21 protein-coding genes are annotated in these 20,887 nt (G+C 65.3%); 14 read left to right on the top strand and 7 right to left on the bottom strand.

Features of this window, described 5'->3' with window-relative positions; all coding sequences use genetic code 11:
• Position 1 precedes the first annotated feature (1 nt).
• From ACFOYU_RS01085 to ACFOYU_RS01070, 4 genes are all read left to right on the top strand, one after another.
• On the top strand, positions 2 to 1,159 hold the full coding sequence (locus ACFOYU_RS01085) for an SDR family oxidoreductase (protein ID WP_226738126.1): 1,158 nt from the start codon (positions 2 to 4) through the stop codon (positions 1,157 to 1,159).
• Positions 1,156 to 2,178, top strand: coding sequence for a cyclase family protein (locus tag ACFOYU_RS01080; protein WP_226738128.1), 1,023 nt, complete (start codon positions 1,156 to 1,158; stop codon positions 2,176 to 2,178). Before ACFOYU_RS01085 ends, ACFOYU_RS01080 begins: the two co-directional genes overlap by 4 nt.
• Positions 2,179 to 2,477: 299 nt before the next feature.
• Positions 2,478 to 4,481: a BCCT family transporter gene (locus tag ACFOYU_RS01075; RefSeq protein WP_226738130.1), complete on the top strand. Its 2,004-nt coding sequence runs from the start codon at positions 2,478 to 2,480 to the stop codon at positions 4,479 to 4,481.
• Between the two features lie 105 nt (positions 4,482 to 4,586).
• Positions 4,587 to 5,246, top strand: a complete 660-nt coding sequence (locus tag ACFOYU_RS01070; protein WP_377032129.1) for a hypothetical protein — start codon at positions 4,587 to 4,589, stop codon at positions 5,244 to 5,246.
• Positions 5,247 to 5,303: 57 nt separating this feature from the next.
• Here ACFOYU_RS01070 and ACFOYU_RS01065 read toward each other — a convergent pair whose 3' ends face one another.
• On the bottom strand, positions 5,304 to 5,984 hold the full coding sequence (locus ACFOYU_RS01065; RefSeq protein ID WP_377032128.1) for a GntR family transcriptional regulator: 681 nt from the start codon (positions 5,982 to 5,984) through the stop codon (positions 5,304 to 5,306).
• Between the two features lie 12 nt (positions 5,985 to 5,996).
• On the bottom strand, positions 5,997 to 6,890 hold the full coding sequence (locus ACFOYU_RS01060; RefSeq protein ID WP_377032127.1) for a dihydrodipicolinate synthase family protein: 894 nt from the start codon (positions 6,888 to 6,890) through the stop codon (positions 5,997 to 5,999).
• A 174-nt stretch (positions 6,891 to 7,064) separates the two neighbouring features.
• Here ACFOYU_RS01060 and ACFOYU_RS01055 point away from each other — a divergent pair, with 174 nt between their 5' ends.
• The 4 genes from ACFOYU_RS01055 (at position 7,065) to ACFOYU_RS01040 (ending at position 11,028) form a co-directional block, all read left to right on the top strand.
• On the top strand, positions 7,065 to 8,066 hold the full coding sequence (locus tag ACFOYU_RS01055) for a sialic acid TRAP transporter substrate-binding protein SiaP (protein WP_226738136.1): 1,002 nt from the start codon (positions 7,065 to 7,067) through the stop codon (positions 8,064 to 8,066).
• Positions 8,067 to 8,217: 151 nt separating this feature from the next.
• The gene (locus tag ACFOYU_RS01050; protein ID WP_226738138.1) at positions 8,218 to 8,721 is read left to right on the top strand and encodes a TRAP transporter small permease; all 504 of its coding nucleotides are present in this window, start codon (positions 8,218 to 8,220) and stop codon (positions 8,719 to 8,721) included.
• Positions 8,718 to 10,013 carry a TRAP transporter large permease gene (locus ACFOYU_RS01045; protein ID WP_226738140.1) on the top strand — a complete coding sequence of 432 codons (1,296 nt, stop codon included), beginning with the start codon at positions 8,718 to 8,720 and terminating at the stop codon, positions 10,011 to 10,013. Before ACFOYU_RS01050 ends, ACFOYU_RS01045 begins: the two co-directional genes overlap by 4 nt.
• Positions 10,014 to 10,050: 37 nt before the next feature.
• Positions 10,051 to 11,028 carry an aldo/keto reductase gene (locus ACFOYU_RS01040; protein WP_377032126.1) on the top strand — a complete coding sequence of 326 codons (978 nt, stop codon included), beginning with the start codon at positions 10,051 to 10,053 and terminating at the stop codon, positions 11,026 to 11,028.
• A gap of 61 nt (positions 11,029 to 11,089) precedes the next feature.
• On the opposite strand, the gene ACFOYU_RS01035 is transcribed toward ACFOYU_RS01040, so the two are convergent.
• The 4 genes from ACFOYU_RS01035 to ACFOYU_RS01020 form a co-directional block, all read right to left on the bottom strand.
• Positions 11,090 to 12,322, bottom strand: coding sequence for a Tm-1-like ATP-binding domain-containing protein (locus ACFOYU_RS01035; RefSeq protein ID WP_226738145.1), 1,233 nt, complete (start codon positions 12,320 to 12,322; stop codon positions 11,090 to 11,092).
• Positions 12,319 to 12,774, bottom strand: a complete 456-nt coding sequence (locus tag ACFOYU_RS01030) for an SRPBCC family protein (protein WP_377032125.1) — start codon at positions 12,772 to 12,774, stop codon at positions 12,319 to 12,321. Before ACFOYU_RS01030 ends, ACFOYU_RS01035 begins: the two co-directional genes overlap by 4 nt.
• Positions 12,756 to 13,628 carry a phosphoenolpyruvate hydrolase family protein gene (locus ACFOYU_RS01025; RefSeq protein ID WP_377032124.1) on the bottom strand — a complete coding sequence of 291 codons (873 nt, stop codon included), beginning with the start codon at positions 13,626 to 13,628 and terminating at the stop codon, positions 12,756 to 12,758. The genes ACFOYU_RS01030 and ACFOYU_RS01025 overlap by 19 nt, the downstream gene beginning before the upstream one ends.
• 105 nt (positions 13,629 to 13,733) lie before the next feature.
• Positions 13,734 to 14,960 (bottom strand): ABC transporter substrate-binding protein, encoded by a 1,227-nt coding sequence (locus ACFOYU_RS01020; protein ID WP_264196366.1) that lies wholly within the window; start codon positions 14,958 to 14,960, stop codon positions 13,734 to 13,736.
• A gap of 65 nt (positions 14,961 to 15,025) precedes the next feature.
• Here ACFOYU_RS01020 and ACFOYU_RS01015 point away from each other — a divergent pair, with 65 nt between their 5' ends.
• On the top strand, positions 15,026 to 15,880 hold the full coding sequence (locus ACFOYU_RS01015) for an AraC family transcriptional regulator (RefSeq protein ID WP_377032123.1): 855 nt from the start codon (positions 15,026 to 15,028) through the stop codon (positions 15,878 to 15,880).
• Positions 15,881 to 16,010: 130 nt separating this feature from the next.
• Here the strand turns inward: ACFOYU_RS01015 and ACFOYU_RS01010 are convergent, their stop codons facing one another.
• A complete protein-coding gene (locus ACFOYU_RS01010) occupies positions 16,011 to 16,898 on the bottom strand; it encodes a CoA ester lyase (RefSeq protein WP_226738154.1) in 888 nt (295 codons plus the stop codon).
• Positions 16,899 to 16,976: 78 nt separating this feature from the next.
• On the opposite strand from ACFOYU_RS01010, the gene ACFOYU_RS01005 reads away from it, so the two are divergent.
• The 5 genes from ACFOYU_RS01005 to ACFOYU_RS00985 all read left to right on the top strand — a co-directional run bounded on the left by ACFOYU_RS01005 (position 16,977) and on the right by ACFOYU_RS00985 (position 20,750).
• Positions 16,977 to 17,711, top strand: a complete 735-nt coding sequence (locus tag ACFOYU_RS01005; RefSeq protein ID WP_226738156.1) for a DUF429 domain-containing protein — start codon at positions 16,977 to 16,979, stop codon at positions 17,709 to 17,711.
• The gene (locus tag ACFOYU_RS01000; RefSeq protein WP_226738158.1) at positions 17,711 to 18,649 is read left to right on the top strand and encodes a threonine/serine dehydratase; all 939 of its coding nucleotides are present in this window, start codon (positions 17,711 to 17,713) and stop codon (positions 18,647 to 18,649) included. Before ACFOYU_RS01005 ends, ACFOYU_RS01000 begins: the two co-directional genes overlap by 1 nt.
• A gap of 12 nt (positions 18,650 to 18,661) precedes the next feature.
• Positions 18,662 to 19,645: a sodium-dependent bicarbonate transport family permease gene (locus tag ACFOYU_RS00995; RefSeq protein ID WP_319004813.1), complete on the top strand. Its 984-nt coding sequence runs from the start codon at positions 18,662 to 18,664 to the stop codon at positions 19,643 to 19,645.
• 30 nt (positions 19,646 to 19,675) lie between these two features.
• On the top strand, positions 19,676 to 19,987 hold the full coding sequence (locus tag ACFOYU_RS00990; protein ID WP_226738160.1) for a DUF190 domain-containing protein: 312 nt from the start codon (positions 19,676 to 19,678) through the stop codon (positions 19,985 to 19,987).
• A 97-nt stretch (positions 19,988 to 20,084) separates the two neighbouring features.
• Entirely contained in the window at positions 20,085 to 20,750 is a 666-nt protein-coding gene (locus ACFOYU_RS00985) for a carbonic anhydrase (protein WP_226738162.1), read from the top strand.
• Positions 20,751 to 20,887 lie beyond the last annotated feature (137 nt).

Here is a 20,887-nt window from a genome sequence, read left to right as displayed (position 1 = left end):
CGTGGCGGCGAAAACGGTTCTGATCGCTGGCGCGACGGGCGTGATCGGCCATGCGGCCGTGGAGCATTTCACGGGCCTCGACGGTTGGACCACGCTGGCCCTTTCCCGGCGCAGGCCCGACATCGCGCCGGATCGCCCGTACCGGCACGTTTCGGTCGACCTTCGCGATGCGGAGGCCTGCCGCGAGATGGTTCGTTCGCTGCCCGAGATCACCCATCTCGTCTACGCGGCACTCTACGAGAAGCCGGGTCTCGTCGAAGGCTGGCGCGATCCCGAGCAGATGGCCATCAACCTGGCGATGCTGCGCAACCTGCTCGATCCGCTCGCCGAGAAATCGGGAGGCCTCCGGCACGTGAGCCTTCTGCAGGGGACGAAGGCCTACGGCATCCACATCCACCGCATCGCGGTGCCGGCGCGCGAGCGCTGGCACCGCGATCCGCACGATAACTTTTACTGGCTGCAGGAGGACTATGTGCGGGAGGCCGCCGCACGGCACGGCTTCGGCATGACGATCTTCCGCCCGCAGGTGGTCTTCGGCGACGTCGCCGGCGTGGCGATGAACCTCACGCCCGTGATCGGGGCCTATGCGGCCATCTGCCGGGAGGAGGGAATGCCCTTCTCGTTCCCGGGAGGGCCCGCCTACGTGCTCGAGGCGATCGATGCGCGCCTCATGGCGAAGGCGCTCGCCTGGGCGACGGAGGCGCCGAGCGCCCGCAACGAGACCTTCAACATCACGAACGGCGACGTCTTCGTCTGGCAGAACGTCTGGCCCGCCATCGCGGACGCGCTCGGCGTCGAGCCGGGACCGGACCGGCCCTTGTCGATGGGCGAGTTCCTGCCGTCCAAGGCGGCGGTCTGGGACCGGATCGTCGCCAGGCACGGCCTGAAGCCGCTTTCGCTCAAGGAGGTCCTCGGCGAGTCGCACCACTATGCCGACTTCACCTTCGCCTATGGCGCGAAGCACAGGCCGCCGCCGGCTCTCGTGAGCACCATCAAGCTCCGGCAGGCGGGCTTCGCCGACTGTATCGATACGGAAGACATGTTCCGCGACCTGTTTCGCAGCCTCGCCGCCAAGCGGATCCTGCCGCCGACGGGCGGCGGTCGGGCGGCCGAGCGCTCCTCAAACGATCACAGCACGACAGCAGGGAGGATGACATGACCGGGAAGCGCTGGGTCCGGAAGCCGGAAGGGTCCAACTGGGGCGAGTTCGGCGAGGACGACCAGATCGGCCGCATGAACCTCCTGACGCCCGAGCGCCGCCTTCGCGCCATCCGGGAGGTGACGCATGGCCAGACCTTCACCTTGAGCCTTCCCCTCGACTATCCGGGCGGCAACGCCCTCTTCGAGTACCGCAAGGAGCCGCGCTTCCTGCACGAGCGGCGCGGGCCGGGCCATAACTACAATTTCCGGCTCAGCAACGTCTGCGGCTGCTTCTCCGACATCGTCTCGGACGATGCGGTGCTGCTCTACACGCAGTATTCCACCCAATGGGATGCGCTGAGCCACGTGGGACAGCTCTTCGACGCCGACGGCGACGGCATGGTCGAGAAGGTCTATTACAACGGCTATCGCGGCGGCATCGACATCGTCGGGCCGGACGATTCTCCCCAGCCGGACGGCGCCAGGGCGCTCGGCATCGAGAACCTCGCCACGAGCGGCGTGCAGGGACGCGGCGTCATGGTCGACCTGGAGGCCCGCCACGGCCGCGACCACCGCATCGTCGGCTACGATGAGCTGATGCGGATCCTGGAGGAGCAGAAGGTTTCGGTGGAGCCCGGCGACTTCCTCTGCCTCTATACCGGTTTCGCCGACCTGATCCTGGAGATGGGCAAGAAGCCCGACCGGGACGTGCTGCTGTCGTCCTGCGCCGTGCTGGACGGGCGCGACGAGCGCCTGCTCGACTGGATCACGGATTCCGGCCTCGTCGCGATCTGCGCCGACAACTTCGCCGTGGAGGCCTATCCGGCCAAGCCCGGTCCGGGCGACACCTATCCGGGACTGCCCCTGCACAACCACTGCCTCTTCAAGCTCGGCATCCACCTCGGTGAGCTGTGGTATTTCGCCGAACTGGCGCGCTGGCTGCGGGAGAACGGGCGCTGGAGTTTCCTTCTGACGGCCCCTCCGCTCAGGCTCCCTGGCGCCGTCGGATCGCCGGCCAGCCCGGTCGCGACCGTGTAGGATCGGGATTCGCCCCGGCTCCCGGAAGCCGATCTGCGACCGTCCCGGCCCTCGTCATGCCGAGCTTGGAGCCGATGCTCAGATGAGGGCGGAAATCTGCGGATCCTTTTCTGGAGGTGAGACGAGAGCATGTTCCGGCGCCATCCCCGTTCGCGAGACGGCTCATCGGCGCTTTGAAACGGAACTCTTCTCCCTCCGGCGTTTTCTAATCCCAGATCAGGAACGTGAGCGTTCCGGTAGGTGACGCTCTCCGCTCCAATGCAAGCCGCGGCTGACGACTGAGGATCCCAAGGGGCCGCATGTTCAAACGCTTCATCATCAATCCGCCGGTCTTCTTCGGAGCCGTCGCTGCCATCGGCGTCTTCCTCTCCATCGGCGTCGTTTTTCCGGACCGCGCCAGCGAGGTCTTCAGTGCCCTGCAGACCGCCATCCTCAAAGGTTTCGGTTGGCTCTATCTCCTCGCCGTCGGCATCTTTCTTGCTGCCGTGCTGCTCCTGTGCCTGGGCCGATACGGCCGGTTGAAGCTCGGCCCGGACGAATCCACGCCCGACTTCAGGTTCGCTTCCTGGATCGCCATGCTTTTCGCGGCTGGCATGGGCATCGGCCTCATGTTCTATGCCGTGGGCGAGCCCATGACCCATTTCATGGCGCCGCCGACGGCCGAACCGCGTTCGATCGCGGCGATGCGCGAAGCCATGTCGATCACCTTCTTCCACTGGGGCATCCATGCCTGGGCCATCTATGCCGTGGTCGGCCTGTCGCTGGCGTATTTCGGCTACCGCTACAATCTGCCGCTCACGATCCGCTCCGGCCTCTATCCGCTCCTCAAGGAGCGCATCAACGGCCCGATCGGTCACGTCGTCGACATCTTCGCCATTGTCGGAACCATGTTCGGCATCGCGACCTCTCTCGGTGTGGGAGTCTCCCAGATCAATGCGGGCCTCCATTATCTTCTCGGAATTCCCGTCGGCATCGAAGTCCAGCTGCCTCTGATCGCGATCATCACTGCCCTGGCCACGGTTTCGGTCGTCACGGGCCTCGATAAGGGCGTGCGCATCCTATCCGAAACCAACCTTGTCGTGGCGATCCTGCTGATGATGTTCGTCCTGGTGGTCGGGCCGACGGCGCAGCTCTTTCGCGACTTCGTGCAGAACCTGGGCCTCTATCTCGACACGCTGCTGCTTCGCACCTTCAACATCTACGCCTACGAGCCGACACCCTGGATCGATTCCTGGACGCTCTTTTATTGGGCCTGGTGGATTTCATGGTCGCCCTTCGTGGGCATGTTCATCGCCCGCATCTCGCGCGGCCGCACCGTGCGCGAATTCGTCACCGCCGTCCTGTTCATCCCCGCAGGCTTCACCTTCTTCTGGATGACCGTGTTCGGCAACACCGCGATCTTCGTGGATACCGGCGTGGCAGCCGGTGCGCTGGGCGCGGCCGTTGCCGACGACGTATCGGTCGGCCTCTTCAAGTTCTTCGAGTACTTGCCGTTCTCGGGCCTCACCTCCACCTTGGCAGTGCTCCTGGTCACGATCTTCTTCATCACGTCCTCGGATTCCGGCTCCCTGGTCGTGGACTCGATCGCCGCGGGCGGCGAAACCCAGACCACCACGGGCCAGCGCGTCTTCTGGTGCGTCCTCGAGGGCATCGTGGCGGCCAGCCTACTCCTTGCCGGCGGTCTCGGCGCCCTGCAATCGGCCACCGTGGCCAGCGCCCTGCCCTTCACCCTCGTCATGCTGGCCCTCGTCTGGTCGCTCCTGATCGGCATGCGGGCGGACCTCGCCCAGCAGCAGGCCCATGCCGGCAGGCCGTCCACTCCTCCGGCCCAGCCTGCCGCAGGTCTGACCTGGCAGCGCCGTCTGGCACTCATCCTGCACGCTCCGACCGAGGCCGAGGTGGAAGAGTTCATCAACTCGCAGGTCCGTCCGGCGCTCGACCAGGTCGCCAAGGAGCTGACCTCGCGTGGCCGCCCATCCAACGTGGTCGAGGAGGATGGCGGCGCCATCGCCCTTCGCTCGCCCGCAGAAGGTGTTCGCGACTTCGTCTACGGCGTCAGCCGCAGTGCCCAGCCCGTAGCGGTCTTCTCCCCGCTCGGCGCCGGCAAACCTGAATACCGCTACGAGGCCCGGACCTACTTCTCCAGCGGCGGCCGCGGCTACGACATCATGGGCATGAGCCGCGACCAGGTCATCGCGGACGTCCTCGTCCAGTTCGAGCGCTATCTCCTGCTCGTCCACTCGCCGGAATCGCGACTCCTTCATGGCGCTCCGGAGCATGAGCTCGATTCCCCCTCGCAATGAGTGCGGTTCGCGACGGAGCCGGGAGTTTCCCCTTCATTGTGCCGTATCGGCCGGTCGTGAACATCAGTCCGGCCTTGCGCCGCGTCGGACCGCAGCAGAGGAATCTTGCCGCTGACGGCCGGACAGGCCATCCACGAGGAAACGAGCATGTGGGACTGGATCGCGAGTAATCATCAGGTGCTCGGCGTGGCGGCGAACATCGCGATGCTGTTCGTCTGGATCGCCTATCTGCAGGTTTTCGTCAGCAGCTATCGCCGCCAGAAAAGGCCGAGCATCCTGGTCAACTGGGGCGCCGGGTCCGGGCTCGAGGCCCGGTGTCTGATCAGCAACATGAGCGCAGAGGCGATCTATATCGAGAGTCTCATCGCCACCGTCGAGACGAGCCAAGGGCGCTGGAGCTGCCCGGTCACCGAGCTGCAGGAGGGCCGTTCGGACACGAAGCTCGCGACCCGTCAAGGACCGCTGCAGGCGGGAGAGTTCGTCGACATCGGATCCTTTCAGAGCCTTGTCGAGCCGGTGCTTCGAAGGAACGGGGAGCTGCCGGGCGGCGCTGCTCCGGACGGCCTGGAAGACCTCGTCGCCTTCGAGATGAAGGTGATTGCGGTGCATGGCTCCGACGATCTCCTGGCCGGGGCGGTCCGCCGGTTCGACCTGATCAGGCGCCGGGACCAGTTGCTCCTGAGAGGACACGAGGTCGGGACGCGGCAAATCCGATCCCGCCGCAAGCGGGAGAAGCTTCGCGACGACGTCGAAGCGGATCTGTGACGGCAGTTCCTTGCGAGAGACGGCCGACGGATGTCGGCTGGTCACATCCTTCTCAGCTTACCGCAGACCGAGAGCCCGGCTCCTCGCGCTGTTGATATGCGCGTCGATGGCCGCAACGGCTTTGGCAGGGTCGCGGGTCTCGATCGCCTCGATGACGGCGAGGTGCTCCCGCATCACAGGCATGATGAGAGCCTCGGACAGAAGGGTCTGCTCCTGCCGGATGAGCCGCACCTTGATCGAGTTCACCCGGTAGGCATCGGCAATGATCGCGTTGCCGAGGAACGCGATGATCGTCCAGTGCAGGTCCCAGTCGACCGCCTGAGCACGGGCGACGAGATCGGGCGTGATGCTTTCCTCGTGAACTGCCGCTTCGGCAACGATGCTCTCATGATCCTGCCGCAGGCGCGCAAGGGCCGCGTCGCTCGCCTCTGCCGTGAAGATCGCCACGGCCTCCCGTTCCATGAAGAGCCGGAACTGGAACGCGTCCCGGATCAGGTTCAGGTCCACATGGGCGATCTGCATGCCCCGCTGGGGCACGGTCCTGATGAGGCCTTCCGATTCGAGCCGGGGGACCAGCTCACGGATGGCGGCGAGGGAGAGCCCCGTCAATTCCATGAGCTGGCGCTGGGACACGAACTGGCCCGGACGGATGTCGCGGGCAAGGAGATGGTGGGTGAAGCGGTCATAGGCCTTCTCCCGAAGGTTTGGCCCGTCCCGGCCTGCAGTGGCTTCGTCCATCCTGGTTTCTCGCTAAGCTGCCTTGTCCGTGAAGAGATCGTCGTAGAAGCCGCCGAGCCGTCCGACATCCGCCGCCGGCAGGCGAACCAGCGGAGCGCGCACGTTCAGCCAGGCCTTGTCGCCCGTCCGGCGGGCCAGGAGGGCCTTCACCGCAGGCACCACCGGATACTTCAGCACTTCGTCCACGAGCCGGTTGATTCGCTGATCGTCTTGCCCGTCCATGGCGAGGGGGCGAAGAGCCTCCGGGCAGATATTCGCCAGGCCCGAAATGGCGCCCTGGCCGCCGCGGCGCACGCCTTCGGCGAGATAGCGCTCGTCCCCGATCAGGATCGCGAGATCGCCGTGGGCCGCGAGAAGCCGCTGCGTGTACTCCCAGTTCCCGGACGAATCCTTCACGCCCGCGATCGCGCCTGGGAATTCGCGCTTGATCCGCTCGATGAGTTCAACCGAGAGCGAAACCTGGGTGACCGAGGGGATATTGTAGAGAATGATGTTGCGGGCGGCCGACCCGAGCTTCTGCAGGACTGCGGCAATCCAGGAGAAGACGCCGTCGTCGCTGACGCCCTTGAAGTAGAAGGGCGGTGTCAGCAGAAGGCCTGTGCAGCCGAACTCCGCCGCCATGCGCCCCTGCACCACGGCCTCGTGGATCGATGAAGCGGCAATGCAATAGACCACGCCCTCGCCCTCTATGCCGGCAGCAGCGAGCGCGCCCAGAACCTGCTCGCGACCCGACGTCCCCACGGAGACGCCTTCGCCGGTCGTGCCGAACACCGTAACGCTTGCGCACCCGCTGGCAAGACACCAGCGGGCGTGATCTGCCAGCCGCGGGAGGTCGAGGGCTCCGCTCTCGTGGAAGGGAGTGGTCATCGCAGCGGAGAGGCCGAAGCGGCCGGCGGGCAGGGTCACGGGGAGAGTCCTCGGTTTCGCCCAAGGCTGCAAAGCCTCGGAGCACTGATATGAGAACTGACATGTTAGTCACATGTCAGATGTTTACAAGTCCGCGATGACGGGTGCAGAATGGGAAACAAGAGCGACTTCGATAATGCTCTGAAACAGTCAATCACCGTCGGGAGGACACCAATGCTCGCTTCGCTTTCACGGCGCCTGTTCATGGGAACGGTCGCGGCCGCCGCCATCGCCGGCCTGACGCCGGCCATGGCCGCCGACCCCATCAAGCTTCGCATCTCGACACCCGCCGTGGAGGCGGACTGGCACGCCAAGATGCTGCCTGTGTTCAAGGAGGAACTGGAGAAGGCGGCTCCGGGCCAGTTCGACGTCGAGATCCATCTGAACGGAACTCTCTTCAAGCAAGGCACCGAGCCCGCGGCCATGCAGCGCGGCAACCTCGAGATGGCGATGATCTCCGCCTTCGACATCGCCAAGCAGATTCCGGAATGGTCCATCTTCACGGCCGGTTACCTGCTGCGGGATCCCGAGCACCAGGCGAAGGTCTTCGAGAGCGACATCGGCAAGGAAATGTACGGCCTCGTCGAGGACAAGATGAGGATCAAGATCCTCAGCGTGGGATATCTCGGCACCCGTCAGCTCAACCTGAGGACCGAGAAGGAAGTCAAGACGCCGGCCGATCTCGCGGGCGTGAAGCTCCGCATGCCCGGGTCGGATACCTGGCTCTTTCTCGGCAAGGCGCTCGGAGCCAATCCGCTCCCGGTCGCGTTCGGCGAAATCTACACCGCGCTGCAGACGGGCGCCATCGACGGCCAGGACAACCCGCTCCCCACGGTCCGGGCGGCCAAGTTCTACGAGGTCACGAAGCAGATCGCCCTCACCGACCATCTGGTGGACGCGATCTTCCTCTCGCTGGCCGGCTCCACCTGGGACAAGCTCGACGACAAGCAGAAGGCCGCGGTCATGGGTGCCGCCAAGGCCGCCGTGCGCTTCAACAACGAGAACCGCATCAAGGAGGAGGCCCAGCTTGCCGACTTCTTCAAGTCGCAAGGATTGAAGGTCTACAAGCCCGACGTGGAAGCCTTCCGTCAGCAGGTGCAGAAGGCCTACCTCGAATCCGATCTGTCGAAGTCCTGGCCGAAGGGCATGGTCGATCGCGTGAACGCGATCAAGTAAGCCGGTCATCCCCTGTCGAGCGGATGCTCCGGCCGGCCTCCGTCTGTGCCGAAGCATCCGCTCGGAATTCCACGCTTCTCAATCGAGCGCTTTCTTGAGCGCCGCCGCCTTGGGCTGCCGCTTCTTCACGGCGCTCACCCCGGGAGCTTCGATGCAATCTGTTCGCGCCCGTCTCCGCTTCCTTGCCGAACTGGTCTCCGTGCTCCTGTTCGTGGCCATGTTCGCAGCGTTCCTGCTCCAGGTGTTCACCCGGTACGTCCTCAACGACCCGGTCGCGTGGACCCAGGAATTCGTGCTGATCGCATATATCTGGATCATCTTCTGGTGCGGGGCGTTCCTGCTGCGCGAGCGGGAGCACATCACCTTCGACATGGTCTTCATGTCGCTGCCTCCCGCGCGGAGGCGCTGGCTCGCGGTTGCGCTAACGATCCTGATCGGGATCGCATTCGTTGCAGCCATTCCGGGAACGTTCGACTACGTTTCCTTCATGGAAATCGAGAGGAGCCCGGTCATCGGGATCCGCTTCGATCTCCTCTACTCCATCTTCGTCGTGTTCGCGGTCGCGGTGGTCATCGGTGCCGTGGTCCGTGTCCGGCGCCTTCTGGGGCGCTCCTGGGGAGATGAGCTCCGACGCGAGGGGGAGATCGAGCCGTGAGCACGGTCTTTATCCTCACCCTCGTCGTCTTCTTCGGTCTGGCCGTTCTGGGAATGCCGGTCGCATTCGCGATGTTCGTCGCCTCCATCGGCTATCTGATCGTGACGGGCCGGGACGTGGGGCTGTTCGGGGAGCAGATCCTGAATGGCCTCTACGATTCCTTCGTGCTGCTCGCGGTGCCGCTGTTCATTCTCGCCGCCAACATCATGAATGCGAGCGGGGTGTCCGACCGGCTCTTCATGTTCTGTCAGGCCCTCGTCGGGCGCTTCCGGGGCGGTCTGGCGCAGGTCGACATTCTCGTCAGCATCATCTTTTCGGGCATGTCGGGATCGGCCATTGCGGATGCGGCCGGGCCTGGAAAGCTCGTCACCCAGATGATGATCAAGCAGGGGCGCATTCCGCCGGGATTCGCGGTCTCGGTGGCGGCCTCCTCGGCAACCATCGGGCCCATCATCCCTCCATCGATCCCGATGGTGATCTATGCGGTGGTCTCCGACACGTCGGTGGGCTACCTATTTCTCGGCGGGATCATTCCCGGCCTCGTCATGGGGCTGTCCCAGATGGCCTTGGTGGGCTTCGTGGCCCGCAGGCGAAACTTCCCCCGGGGGGAAGGCATTCCGCTCAGCGAATTGCCGCGCACGACCTATCGGGCCTTCCCGGCGCTCCTCATGCCAGTCATCCTGCTCTCCTGCATCTATGGCGGAGCGACCACGCCCACGGAAGCCGCCGCCATCGCGGCAGCCTACGCCCTCGCTCTCGCGGTGTTCTTCTACCGCGAGCTCTCGTGGAAGGAGGCGTTCAGCGTCCTGGTCGATTCCAGCAAGGCGACCAGCGCGGTGGCGCTTCTCATCGCGGGCGCCCTGATCCTCAACTACATCGTCGCCTCGGAGCGTCTTCCCGAGCAGATCGGCCGGCTTCTCGGGGATCTCGACGTATCGCCGCTCGTCTTTCTTCTCCTGGTCAATCTGCTCTTCCTTCTGCTCGGGTGCCTCTTCGACGCCACGACCATGCTCCTCGTTCTCGTACCGCTGTTCCTGCCGGCGGCCCGGGCGCTCGGCATCGATCTGGTGCATTTCGGCATCGTGATCGTCGTGAACATCATGATCGGGATGATCACGCCCCCCTACGGCGTTCTGCTCTTCGTCATGAGCGGCCTGACCGGTATTTCCCTGCGCGACATCATTCGCGAGATCTGGGCCTTCATCGGCATCCTGATCGCGGCTCTCCTGCTGATGATCTTCGTGCCGGATGTCGTGCTCTGGTTGCCGCGCTACTTCGGATACAACGGATAGGCCGGACCGGCCTGTCCACAACGAACGGAATCTTCGCATGCCTGCCGAGACAATCCCGACGACCCTGCTGGGACGCACGAATCTTTCCGTCTCGAAGATCTGCTTCGGCACCTCCTCCCTGGGAGACATGCCGGGCACCTATGGCTATGGCGTCGACGAGGAAAGAGCGCGGGATACGATCACGGCCATCTTCCGCGGCCCGGCGAACTTTCTGGATACGTCCCGCATCTACGGGATGGGACGCAGCGAAGAGCGGATTGGCGACGTCATCCGCCAGCGCGGCGGGCTCCCTCAGGGATCCGTCGTGTCGACCAAGCTGGACCGCGACCCGCAGACGAACCGCTTCGATGCCGCCCAGGCGAGGCGATCCCTCGACGAGAGCCTGAAGGCGCTCGGTCTCGAACGCATCGACATTCTGCATCTGCATGATCCGGAACACGCGGATTCCCTGGAAGGCACTTGCGGCCCGAAGGGCGCTCTACCGGAACTGTTCCGAATGAAGGAGGAGGGACTGGTGAAGGCCGTCGGCCTTGCGGCAGGCTCCGTCGACATCATGATGCCGCTCCTGCGGGATTGGGATTTCGACGTGCTGATCACCCATAACCGCTTCACCCTGACCAACCGCAATGCCGACGCCATGATCGACTTCGCCCGATCGAGGGGCATTGCGGTCCTGAACGCGGCCCCCTACGCCGGCGGCGTCCTTGCGAAAGGATCGAGCGCCTATCCACGCTACGTCTACCAGGAAGCCTCGGAAGAGGTGCTGGACCCTGTCCGGCGGATCGAGGCCATCTGCGCCAGGCACGGCGTTCCCCCGGGCGCGGCCGCCTTGCAGTTCTCGATGCGCGACGAGCGGATCACGTCCACCATCTGCGGGGTCAGCAAGCCTGAGCGGGTCGAGCAGACCATCGAATGGGCGTGCTGGCCGATCCCCGACGCGATGTGGGAGGAACTGGCGTCGCTCCCGTTCTCCACCGAGGATCCGGAAGCGAACCGCCAATACAATCCGGGATGATCATTGCCAGGCACGAGGTCGCTGCGGCCGGATCGTCGGGCTCCCGCTGCAACCATGCGTGTCAGCCCGACGAAGGCCGGTCACCCATCACGTCATGAACGTGCTGGACGAGTTCCTCGACGAAAGCCGGATCGTTGATGTGGTGGGGGACACGAACGATCCGGTGCGTCTCCGATGCCTGGAAACTCCGCTCGAGACTCGCGAACAGCGCCTCATTCGCGGCGGGATCGAAGAATGGCTGCCCTGGGGCATCGAGCATGGACAATCCCCCCTCCGGGATCAGGAGGCGCACCGGAGCTCGGGACCGGTTCAGCTTCCCCGCCAGCCATTCGCCGATGGCTACCATTTCGTCCGCGGATGTCCGCATCAGCGTGACATGGGCGTTGTGCGAGTGGAGGAGGCGTCCGCGATAGCGTTCCGGGACAGTATCCATGGCCCAGAAATTGACCATGTCCAATGCGCCGCACGAACCGACCCACGGCACGTCCGCACGAGCAACGGCCTCGAAACGGTCCGGCCCGGCGCTGCATACGCCTCCGAAGAGGTAGTCGGCAGCTTCGGTGGTCGTGACGTCCACGACCCCCCGGAACAGGCCGGACGCCGTGAGCGCCTCCAGCGCCCGCCCTCCCGGGCCGTTGGCATGAAACACCTGACAGTCGAAGGTGCCGGAGAGGGAGGCCGTCAATTGCTGGACGCAGGGCGTGGTCACGCCGAACATGCTGATCCCGATAGACGGTTTGTCGTCACCGGTCTCAGGAATGTCCCTTACCATCATTCCGGCGAGCGCATGGGCCGCATTGCCGAGGACGACGCGGGACACCCGGTTCAGTCCCGCGATATCGGTGACCGGGAACATCATGATGATGTCGCTGACGCCGATGAAGCGCGAAATGTCGCCCGATGCCAGTGTCGACACCATGACCTTCGGCATGCCGATCGGGAGGCGCTGCATCGTCGGCGTGATGATGGCGGTGCCGCCGGACCCCCCGAGACCGATGATCCCGCCGACATCCGTGCAAGTCCGCATAAAGGCTTGAAGCGCATCTCTCATCGCATCGACCGCAATGCCGCGCTCACCTGCCCGAAAGACGGCATCGACCCCGTCCGGATGATGAGAGGCGACCGTCTCGGCCGGGACGTCGGCATCCGCCGAGGACGATTTGGTCCCGACATCCACCAGGACCGTCGGGATCCCTGCACCCCGCAGCAGGGCTCCGACATAGCGGAGTTCCTCAGCCTTCGTATCGAACGTGCCGACGATATAGGCCTTTCCTTTGCTCGGAACGGTCGTCATGAAGCACCGCGACGCCTCGCTTTGGCCACTTCCGCAGCGCCCTCGAAGGCAAAGCGGAACGTGTCCGTCACCCGTCCCACGAGGTCTTCCTCCTGCTCGGGCGGGGTATCGAATTCAGCCCACCATTCTCCAAAGGTCTGCCGGCTTTCCGTCACCGGGCGAAGCCGCATCTCGGATACGTAGTTCCACAGGGGAATCGATGCCTCGATGATGGTGTAGCAGCAAAGGTGTTCGCGATCCGACAGGCTCAGGAGCTGCTCGCGGATGTAGTCGTCCCCCTCTTTCGTCCTGAAGTTTCGGACACAGCCGATCCTGTCGGCCGGCCAATCGTTCTCGATATGACTGTCCTTGAAGAAGCGATGGTATACCGGCAGGGCGTTGAAATCGCGCAGCACGTTCCACGCCTCATCGATCGTGACGTCCATCACTGCGCTCACGTAGACGCGGGGCATGCAGCCTTCTCCCTCTGGCCAATTTCCATGGAAAGGTTCTTGAACGTGCGAATGTGCTCCGTGAGGGCGATTTCGGTCGGCAGGCGCTCCATGCTGCTGGCGCCGTAGAAGCCGTCGCAGTGCTCGCTGTTCTCGAGGACATAGACGACATCCTCGGGAGTCGCGATGGGGCCGCCATGCGCGATCACGATGACGTCCTTGCGGACCTTCCGAGCGGCCTCGGCCCACTCGTCGATCAGTGCGACGGATTGCTCAAGCGTCTTCGAGGTCGTTGCTCCGATCGTCCCTCCAACCGTGACGCCCATGTGCGGCACGATCAGATCGGCACCGGCCTTGGCCATCTCGACAGCCTCGTCGGCGCTGAAGACATAAGGGGTCGTGAGGAGATCGAGTTCGTGAGCCTGGCGGATCATGTCGATTTCCGATGCGAACTGGATTCCGGTCTCCTCCAGGCTGACCCGAAAGGTACCGTCGATGATCCCGACGGTGGGAAAGTTCTGAACGCCCGAGAAGCCCATTTCCTTGAGCTCCCTCAGGAGCACCGGCATGATGGCGAAGGGGTCGGTCCCGTTCACGCCTGCGATGACGGGCGTGTGCCGGACGACGGGGAGGATCTCGCCGGCCATTTCCTTGACGATCTGGTTCGCGTTGCCATAGGCGAGCAGACCCGCCGAGGAGGCGCGTCCGGCCATGCGGTACCGCCCGGAATTATAGACGATGATGAGATCGATCCCTCCCGCCTCTTCGCATTTTGCGGAAATTCCGGTGCCGGCTCCGCCGCCGATGATGGGCTCGCCTCTCCGGACCATGTCCTGGAAGCGTTCGACCAAGGTTCTTCGCTCAAACCGAGCCATATTCTTTCCTGGGAATGAGTAACTGGATCACGCCCTCACCTCCTTTCGAGGCGAGAGGCTGTCGGAGATGCCGCGCTTCGGTTGAGCCGGAGCGCGGCATGGTAATCAGCCGGATTTATTCACAAGATAGCACTTGCTCTGATCGAGAGGCTGGAAAGCCCGTTCGGCCGGAATCGTGTCGACCAGCTTGAGATAGTCCCAAGGATACTTCGACTCGGAAGGAGCCTTGACCCTCCAGAGATACATGTCGTGGACCATGCGGCCATCGACGCGGATCTTGCTGTCCTTGGCGAAGAAGTCGTTGATGGGCATTTCCCGCATCTTGGCCGAGACGGCGTCCGGATCGTCCGTGCCGGCCGCCTGCACGGCTTTCAGGTAGTGCATTGTCGACGAATAGTCTGCCGCCTGGCTCATGTTGGGCATGTTGCCCACACGGTCGAAGTAGCGCTTGGCGAAGGACCTCGTTTCGTCGTTCATGTCCCAGTACCAGGCATTCGTGAGCAGAAGCCCCTGCGCGGTCTCGAGGCCGATCGCGTGGACGTCGTTGACCCACAATAGAAGAGCAGCGAGGTCCTGATCCTTCGTGATCCCGAACTCCGCGGCGGCCTTGATCGCGTTGATCGCGTCGCCGCCGGTCGAGGCAATGCCGACGATCTTCGCCTTGGATGTCTGCGCTTGCAGAACGAAGGACGAAAAATCCGTCGTGCCGAGCGGATGCCTCGCGGACCCGAGCACACGCCCTCCGGCTTCCCGAACGACCTCGGAAACCTGTTGCTCGAGCCCGATACCGAACGCGAAATCGACCGTGAGGAAGAACCAGGTATCGCCGCCCTGCTCGACGACGGCCTTGCCGGTGCCGTGAGCGAGCGAGTAGGCGTCATATGCGTAATGCACCGCGTAGGGCGAGCACACCTGGTTCGTGATGCCCATGTTCGACGAGCCGTTCACGATGATATGACGCTTCCGCTCCTTCGCGAGGGTCGCGACCGAGAGTGCAACGGCAGAATTGGAAAGGTCGGCGATCAGATCAACGCCGCCCGTGTCGAACCATTGGCGAGCAGTCGCGGAGCCGACATCCGGCTTATTCTGATGATCGGCGAAGATGACGTCGATGGGTTTGCCAAGAACTTTCCCTCCGAAATCTTCCGCTGCCATTTTCACGGCTTCGACGGCACCCTTTCCGGCCAAGTCGGAATAGACGCCGCTCATATCCGTCAGCACGCCGATCCTGACCACGTCGTCGGAAACGGCGTTCGATTGTGCTGTTGCAGGCGTTACTGCCAGCGGCAGAAGTACTGACGTCAAAAGGATGCTTTTGAGACTTACGGCCATCGTTTCCTCCATGATGATTTTTGTTATCTTGAGCGGAAGTTTGGCAGTCGAAGAACACGGAAGCCATGGTCGTAGCGCACGAGAAGCTACTCGAAACACACATTGTCGGCGCCAAGACGCAACAGTGGATCATACGCGACGATACCTGCCCGCTTCTCCGCCAACGGCACATCGCGCATGTCGGGGTCGGCGACGCGGCCACGCCCTATCGCATCGTCAGGACGAAGCTCAGCGGCGCCTATCTGCACGGATCGCTCGGCGGCGAAGGACGAATGTTGCTCGACGGCCGCTGGCGACCGCATCGAGTGGGGATGACGACTTTCGCTCCGGCCCACGTTCTGCACGCCTTTCACGCCATTCCGTCGAGGCGGTGGCAATATTGCTGGGTGCGCTTCACGCCTTCGTCGCCCTTCTCGATGATCAGCGCGGTCGCTCCGCTTATGGCGCGCTTCGACCCGGAGCCGCTCCGGCACGCGATCATGGGGCTCGTTCATGAAGTGGAAGGCGCTCGCGATATCGGCACGTGCGGTCTCTGGATCGATCTCATCGAGCGCTACGTCGACCTGTTCATGGAGCCGTGGCGCCGGGAAAAGCGGCTATTGTCGCTCTGGAGCGTCGTCCAGCAGGACCTCTCGCGAGACTGGACGCTGGGCGAGCTCGCCGACCTGGCAAGCATGAGTGGCGAGCACCTGCGCCGGCTGTGCCACCGGAGCCTCGGACGGAGCCCGATCCAGCAACTTGCGGTCCTGAGGATCCAGCACGCGGCCCATCTCCTGGCGACGACGGACGTGAAAATCGAGCTGATCGCGAACCAGGTCGGCTATGAGAACCCGTTCGCCTTCTCGAACAAGTTTCAGCAGATCACGGGCATCAGGCCGTCGCAGTTCCGCAAACACAAGAATCGCATAACCGCCTCATAGGATTCCCGACCCGATTCTTCCTGCGGTTTGCCTTGTGCCTGGAGCGTTTCTCGGCGAAGTGGATCCGGCTCGCCGTCAAAAGCGCGGCACGACGAGGAAGAGAGCCGATTCCATGCAAATGGAATCGGCTCTAGCTCCGCCCCCGCGCCTCGATGGCCTCCGCCAGCCCCAGCACCCGCCTCGCCATCTCCGCATGAAGCCGCTCGACCATGCGGCCCCCGATGGCGAGAGCGCCCTTGTCCGCGTTCTCGGGCCGCTCGAAGGCGGCGATGAGGGCGCGGGCCGTCTCCACCTCGTCCGGCGACGGCGCGAAGACCTCGTTGGCGACGGCGATCTGGCCGGGGTGGATGACGCTCTTGCCGTCGAAGCCGCAATCGCGTCCCTGCTCGCATTCGGCCCTGAAACCGGTTTCATCGGAAAGATCGTTGTAGACCCCGTCCAGCACATCGATGCCGTAGGCGCGAGCAGCGGCAAGCACCTGCATGAGCCAAGGCATCATGGCGGCGCGGCCGGGCAGGAGGCGGGCGCGGGTTTCCTTGGCGAGATCGTTGGTGCCGAGAACGAAGCAGGACAGACGCGTATCCACGTCGAGGGCGGCGCTGGCGATGTCCTCGGCCTTCAGGACCGCGAGCGGCGTCTCGATCATGGCCCAGACCCGCGTGCGCTCCGGCGCCCCGTGCCGGCGCAGGCGGATGCCGACGGCCACCAATGCCTCGGGCGAGGAGACCTTCGGCACCAGCACCGCATCCGGCGCCGCCTGGGCCGCGGCCGCCAGGTCGTTCTCGCCCCAGGGGGTATCGAGGGCGTTGATGCGGATCACCACCTCGCGCGCGCCGTAGCCGCCCTGCCGGACGGCATTGCAGGCCTGCTCGCGGGCCGCCGCCTTCAGGTCCGGCGCCACCGCGTCCTCCAGGTCGATGATCACCGTGTCGGCCGGCAGGGTTCTGGCCTTTTCCAGCGCCCGGGCGTTGGAGCCCGGCATGTAGAGCGCGCTGCGGCGCGGGCGGATCGGAGTCATGGCTTCCCTCTCGTGCGGTTGCCTGCGATTTAAGGGCCCCGGTCGTGCCGCATCAAACGAAATCGAGGAGGCCGCTTCATGTGGGTTGCCGGTGTGGACGGATGCCGGGCAGGCTGGATCGCGGCTCTCATGATCCCCGACGAACCGTCCTCGTGCGTTCTGCGTCTCGCTCCGGCGCTTGCGGACATCCTCGACGGGCCGGAGAAGCCGCAGGTCGTGGCCGTTGACATGCCCATCGGACTGCCGGAGCGGACGGAGGGCTCGGGCCGGGTGCCCGAGCAGCTCGTGCGCCCGCTCCTCGGCGAGCGGCAATCCTCGGTCTTCGCCATTCCGTCGCGGCGGGCCGTCTTCGCGCCGGATTACGGCGAGGCCTGCGCCCTTGCCCTCGCTACATCGGAGCCGCCGCGGAAGGTCTCGCGGCAGGGCTTCAACCTCTTCCCCAGGATCCGCGAGATCGACGCACTGCTCCAGGCGCGCCCCGATCTCGTTCCGCGGATCTTCGAGGTGCATCCCGAGCTCGCCTTCTGGGCGCTGAACGGCCGGAAGGCGCTTCAAGAGCCGAAGAAGGTCAAGAGCCGGCCCCATGAGCCGGGCCTCGCCCTGCGGCGCTCGCTCCTGGCCGGAGCCGGGCTTCCCACGGACCTGATCGGCGCGAAAGCTCCCCCGGGCGCCGGCCCGGACGACCTGCTCGATGCGCTTGCGGGCTTGACCGTGGCCCTCGACATCGCGAGAGGTGGGGGACAACCTTTTCCCGATCCGCCCGGCCGTGATGCCCACGGCCTGCCCGTCGCCATCTGGACCCTTCGCAACTGATGCTCATCTCCCGCTCCGACATCCAAGCCGCCCATTCCCGCATCGCCTCCCATATCCGCCGCACGCCGTCCTGGACGCTGCGCGGCGCCTTCGGCCATGACGGCCCGGTCAGCCTGAAGCTCGAATTCCTGCAGCATGCGGGCTCGTTCAAGACCCGTGGCGCGTTCAACACCCTGCTGAGCCAGAAGGTGACGGAGGCGGGGGTGGCGGCCGCCTCGGGCGGCAACCACGGCGCCGCGGTAGCCTATGCGGCAAAGCGGCTCGGCATGAAGGCGCGCATCTTCGTGCCGGAAATCTCGAGCCCCGCGAAAATCGCCGTCATCCGCTCGCATGGGGCCGAGGTAGTGATCGGCGGCGCGCGCTATGCGGACGCGCAGGAGGCCTGCGACCTCTACGTGGCCGAGAGCGGGGCGCTGCGGGTCCACCCCTTCGGGGCCGAGACGACCATTGCGGGCCAGGGCACCGCCGGCCTCGAATGGGAGGAGGACGCCCCTCCCCTCGACACGGTGCTGGTCGCGGTCGGCGGCGGCGGTCTCATCAGCGGCATTGGAAGCTGGTGGAATGGCCGCGTGAAGGTGGTGGGCGTCGAACCCAAGGGCTCGCGCGCGCTCCACGCGGCGCTGGAGGCCGGACGCCCGGTCGACGTGGACGTGGATTCGGTCGCGGCCGATTCCCTGGGCGCCCGCAACACGGGCGATCTCGTCTACGCGATCTGCCGTGAGACGGTGGACCACGTGGCCCTGGTCGAGGATCCGGCGATCCGCGAGGCGCAGAGGCTGCTCTGGCGCGACTGGCGCATCGCCACGGAGCCCGGCGGGGCTGCGGCACTGGCGGCCCTCGTCTCGGGCGCCTACAGGCCGGCCCCGGGCGAGCGGGTCGGCGTGCTCCTGTGCGGCGCCAACGTCGAGCTCCAGCGCCTCTCCGAACTCGTTCCCTGAGGCCCGACTCCCGTGAGCCTGCTCGAACTCGCTGCCCAGAACCTGCTCTCGCCGATGGTGCTGTTCTTCGCGCTGGGGCTCGCGGCGGCCCTGGCGCGCTCGGACCTGACGGTGCCGGAAGCCGTCGCGAAGACGCTCGCGCTCTACCTGATGCTGTCCATCGGCTTCAAGGGCGGCGCGGAGATCGCCGCCAGCGGCGTCACGGCGCGCATGGTCGGCGTGGTGCTCATGGGCATCGCGCTCTCCTTCGCGATCCCGGTCATCGGCTTCCTGATCCTGCGCGCCGTTTCCCGCCTGTCCCGGGTAGACGCGGCGGCGGTGGCGGCGCATTACGGCTCGATCTCCATCGTCACCTTCATCGCGGCGACCGAGGTCGTGCGCGGGCAGAACATCCCTTTCGAGGGCTATCTCGTCGCCGTCGCGGCCGTGATGGAGACGCCCGCCATTCTGTCGGCCCTGCTCCTCGCCCGGAAGGGCCAGGAGCGGAGCGGCGGGAACGGTGGCAGCCTCGGCTCGCTCCTGCACGAGGTCGGCCTCAACGGCTCCGTAGTGATGCTGGTGGGGTCGTTCCTCATCGGCTGGGCCACGGGCCAGAAGGGCCTGGGGATGATCGCCCCCTTCATCGTCGATCCGTTCCGGGGCGTGCTCTGCCTGTTCCTGCTCGACATGGGCCTGGTGGCGGGACGCGGCATGCGGGAGGGGGCCCGGCACCTCTCCCCGCCCGTTCTCGGCTTCGGCATCGTCATGCCCCTGCTGAGCGCGGCGCTCGCGACCCTGGCGGCCCTTCCGCTGGGCCTGTCGCCGGGCGGCGCGGCCCTGTTCATCACCCTTGCGGCCTCGGCCTCCTACATCGCCGTGCCGGCCGCCATGCGCCTCGCCCTTCCCGAGGCGAAGCCCGCGATCTATCTCACCCTGTCCCTGGGCGTGACCTTTCCGTTCAACCTGTCCCTCGGCATCCCGCTCTATATGGCCCTGGCCGGGCTCGTGGCAGGATAGGGGCTTCACCCTCAAGAGCGCAGCCGTTCCATGCAGACCCACCTCAAGAAGCGCGTCGAGATCGTCGTCGAGTTCCCGGTCCTCCGGCGCCTCCTGGACCGGCTCGACCGGGCCCAGGTCACCGGCTACACGGTGGTCCCGGCCCTGGCAGGCCGGGGGCATGACGGCCCCTGGAGCAGCGAGGGCCTGGCAGGCGACGCGGGCCGCATGGTGATGGTGGTCTGCATCACCGACCCGACGCGGCTCGACCCGGTGCTGGAGGAGGTCTACGCGGTGGTGTCGCGCCAGATCGGCATCGTCGCCGTCTCCGACGTCCAGGTGATCCGCGCCGAGCATTTCTGACATCGCTGGCCGGTGGCGGCAGGTCTGGCGCTGCCGGGCCGGATGACCTATCAATCGCGCCGACCGAAACCGTCTGCGACCCGAAGGAGCGTCTCCCATGTTTCCATCGCGCCTGACCGAAGGCTACCGCGCCTTCCTCGACGATCGCTTCGCGCGCGAGAAATCCCGTTACGAAGCGTTGGCCGAGCAGGGCCAGTCCCCCGAGGTGATGGTGATCAGCTGCTGCGACAGCCGGGTCTCGCCGGAGGTGATCTTCGACGCCAGCCCGGGGGAGCTCTTCGTGGTGCGCAACGTGGCCAACCTCGTGCCGCCCTACGAGACGGGCGGCGAGTATCACGGCACCTCGGCGGCCCTGGAATTCGCCGTGCAGGCGCTGCGCGTGAAGCACATCGTGGTGATGGGCCATGCCCGCTGCGGCGGCATCCGCGCCTTCGCGGACGACACCGCCCCCCTGTCGCCCGGCGACTTCATCGGCCGCTGGATGACCCTGATCGCCCCCGCCGCCGAGCGCCTCGGCCCGCGCCGGGAGAGCCTCGACGACTACGTGGCGAAGCTCGAACTCGCCGCCATCGAGAACAGCCTCAACAACCTGATGACCTTCCCCTGCGTGCGGATCCTGGTCGAGCGCGGCAAGCTCCAGCTCCACGGCGCCTTCTTCGGGGTCGCTTCGGGCGTGCTGATGGTGCGCAACCCGGAGACCGGCGCCTACGAGCCGGCGGTGGCGGACATACCAGAGAAGGTGTCGATGATCCGGTGCAGCTGATGGGCGCCCGGGCGGACGACGACCCGTCGCCGGCGGCAAGGTGCCGCATGGGGCCGGTCTAGGCCGTATGGTCTAGGCCGCAGGCCTGCCGGAACATGTTTGGCTGGGAATGAATGTGCTGATGCAACGTCCTTATT

Source organism: Microvirga sp. GCM10011540 (genome assembly GCF_042650665.1).
GTDB lineage: Bacteria > Pseudomonadota > Alphaproteobacteria > Rhizobiales > Beijerinckiaceae > Microvirga > Microvirga lenta.
The sequence above is the reverse complement of the archived record's forward strand: the minus strand, read 5'-3'. Positions and strand labels throughout refer to the sequence as shown.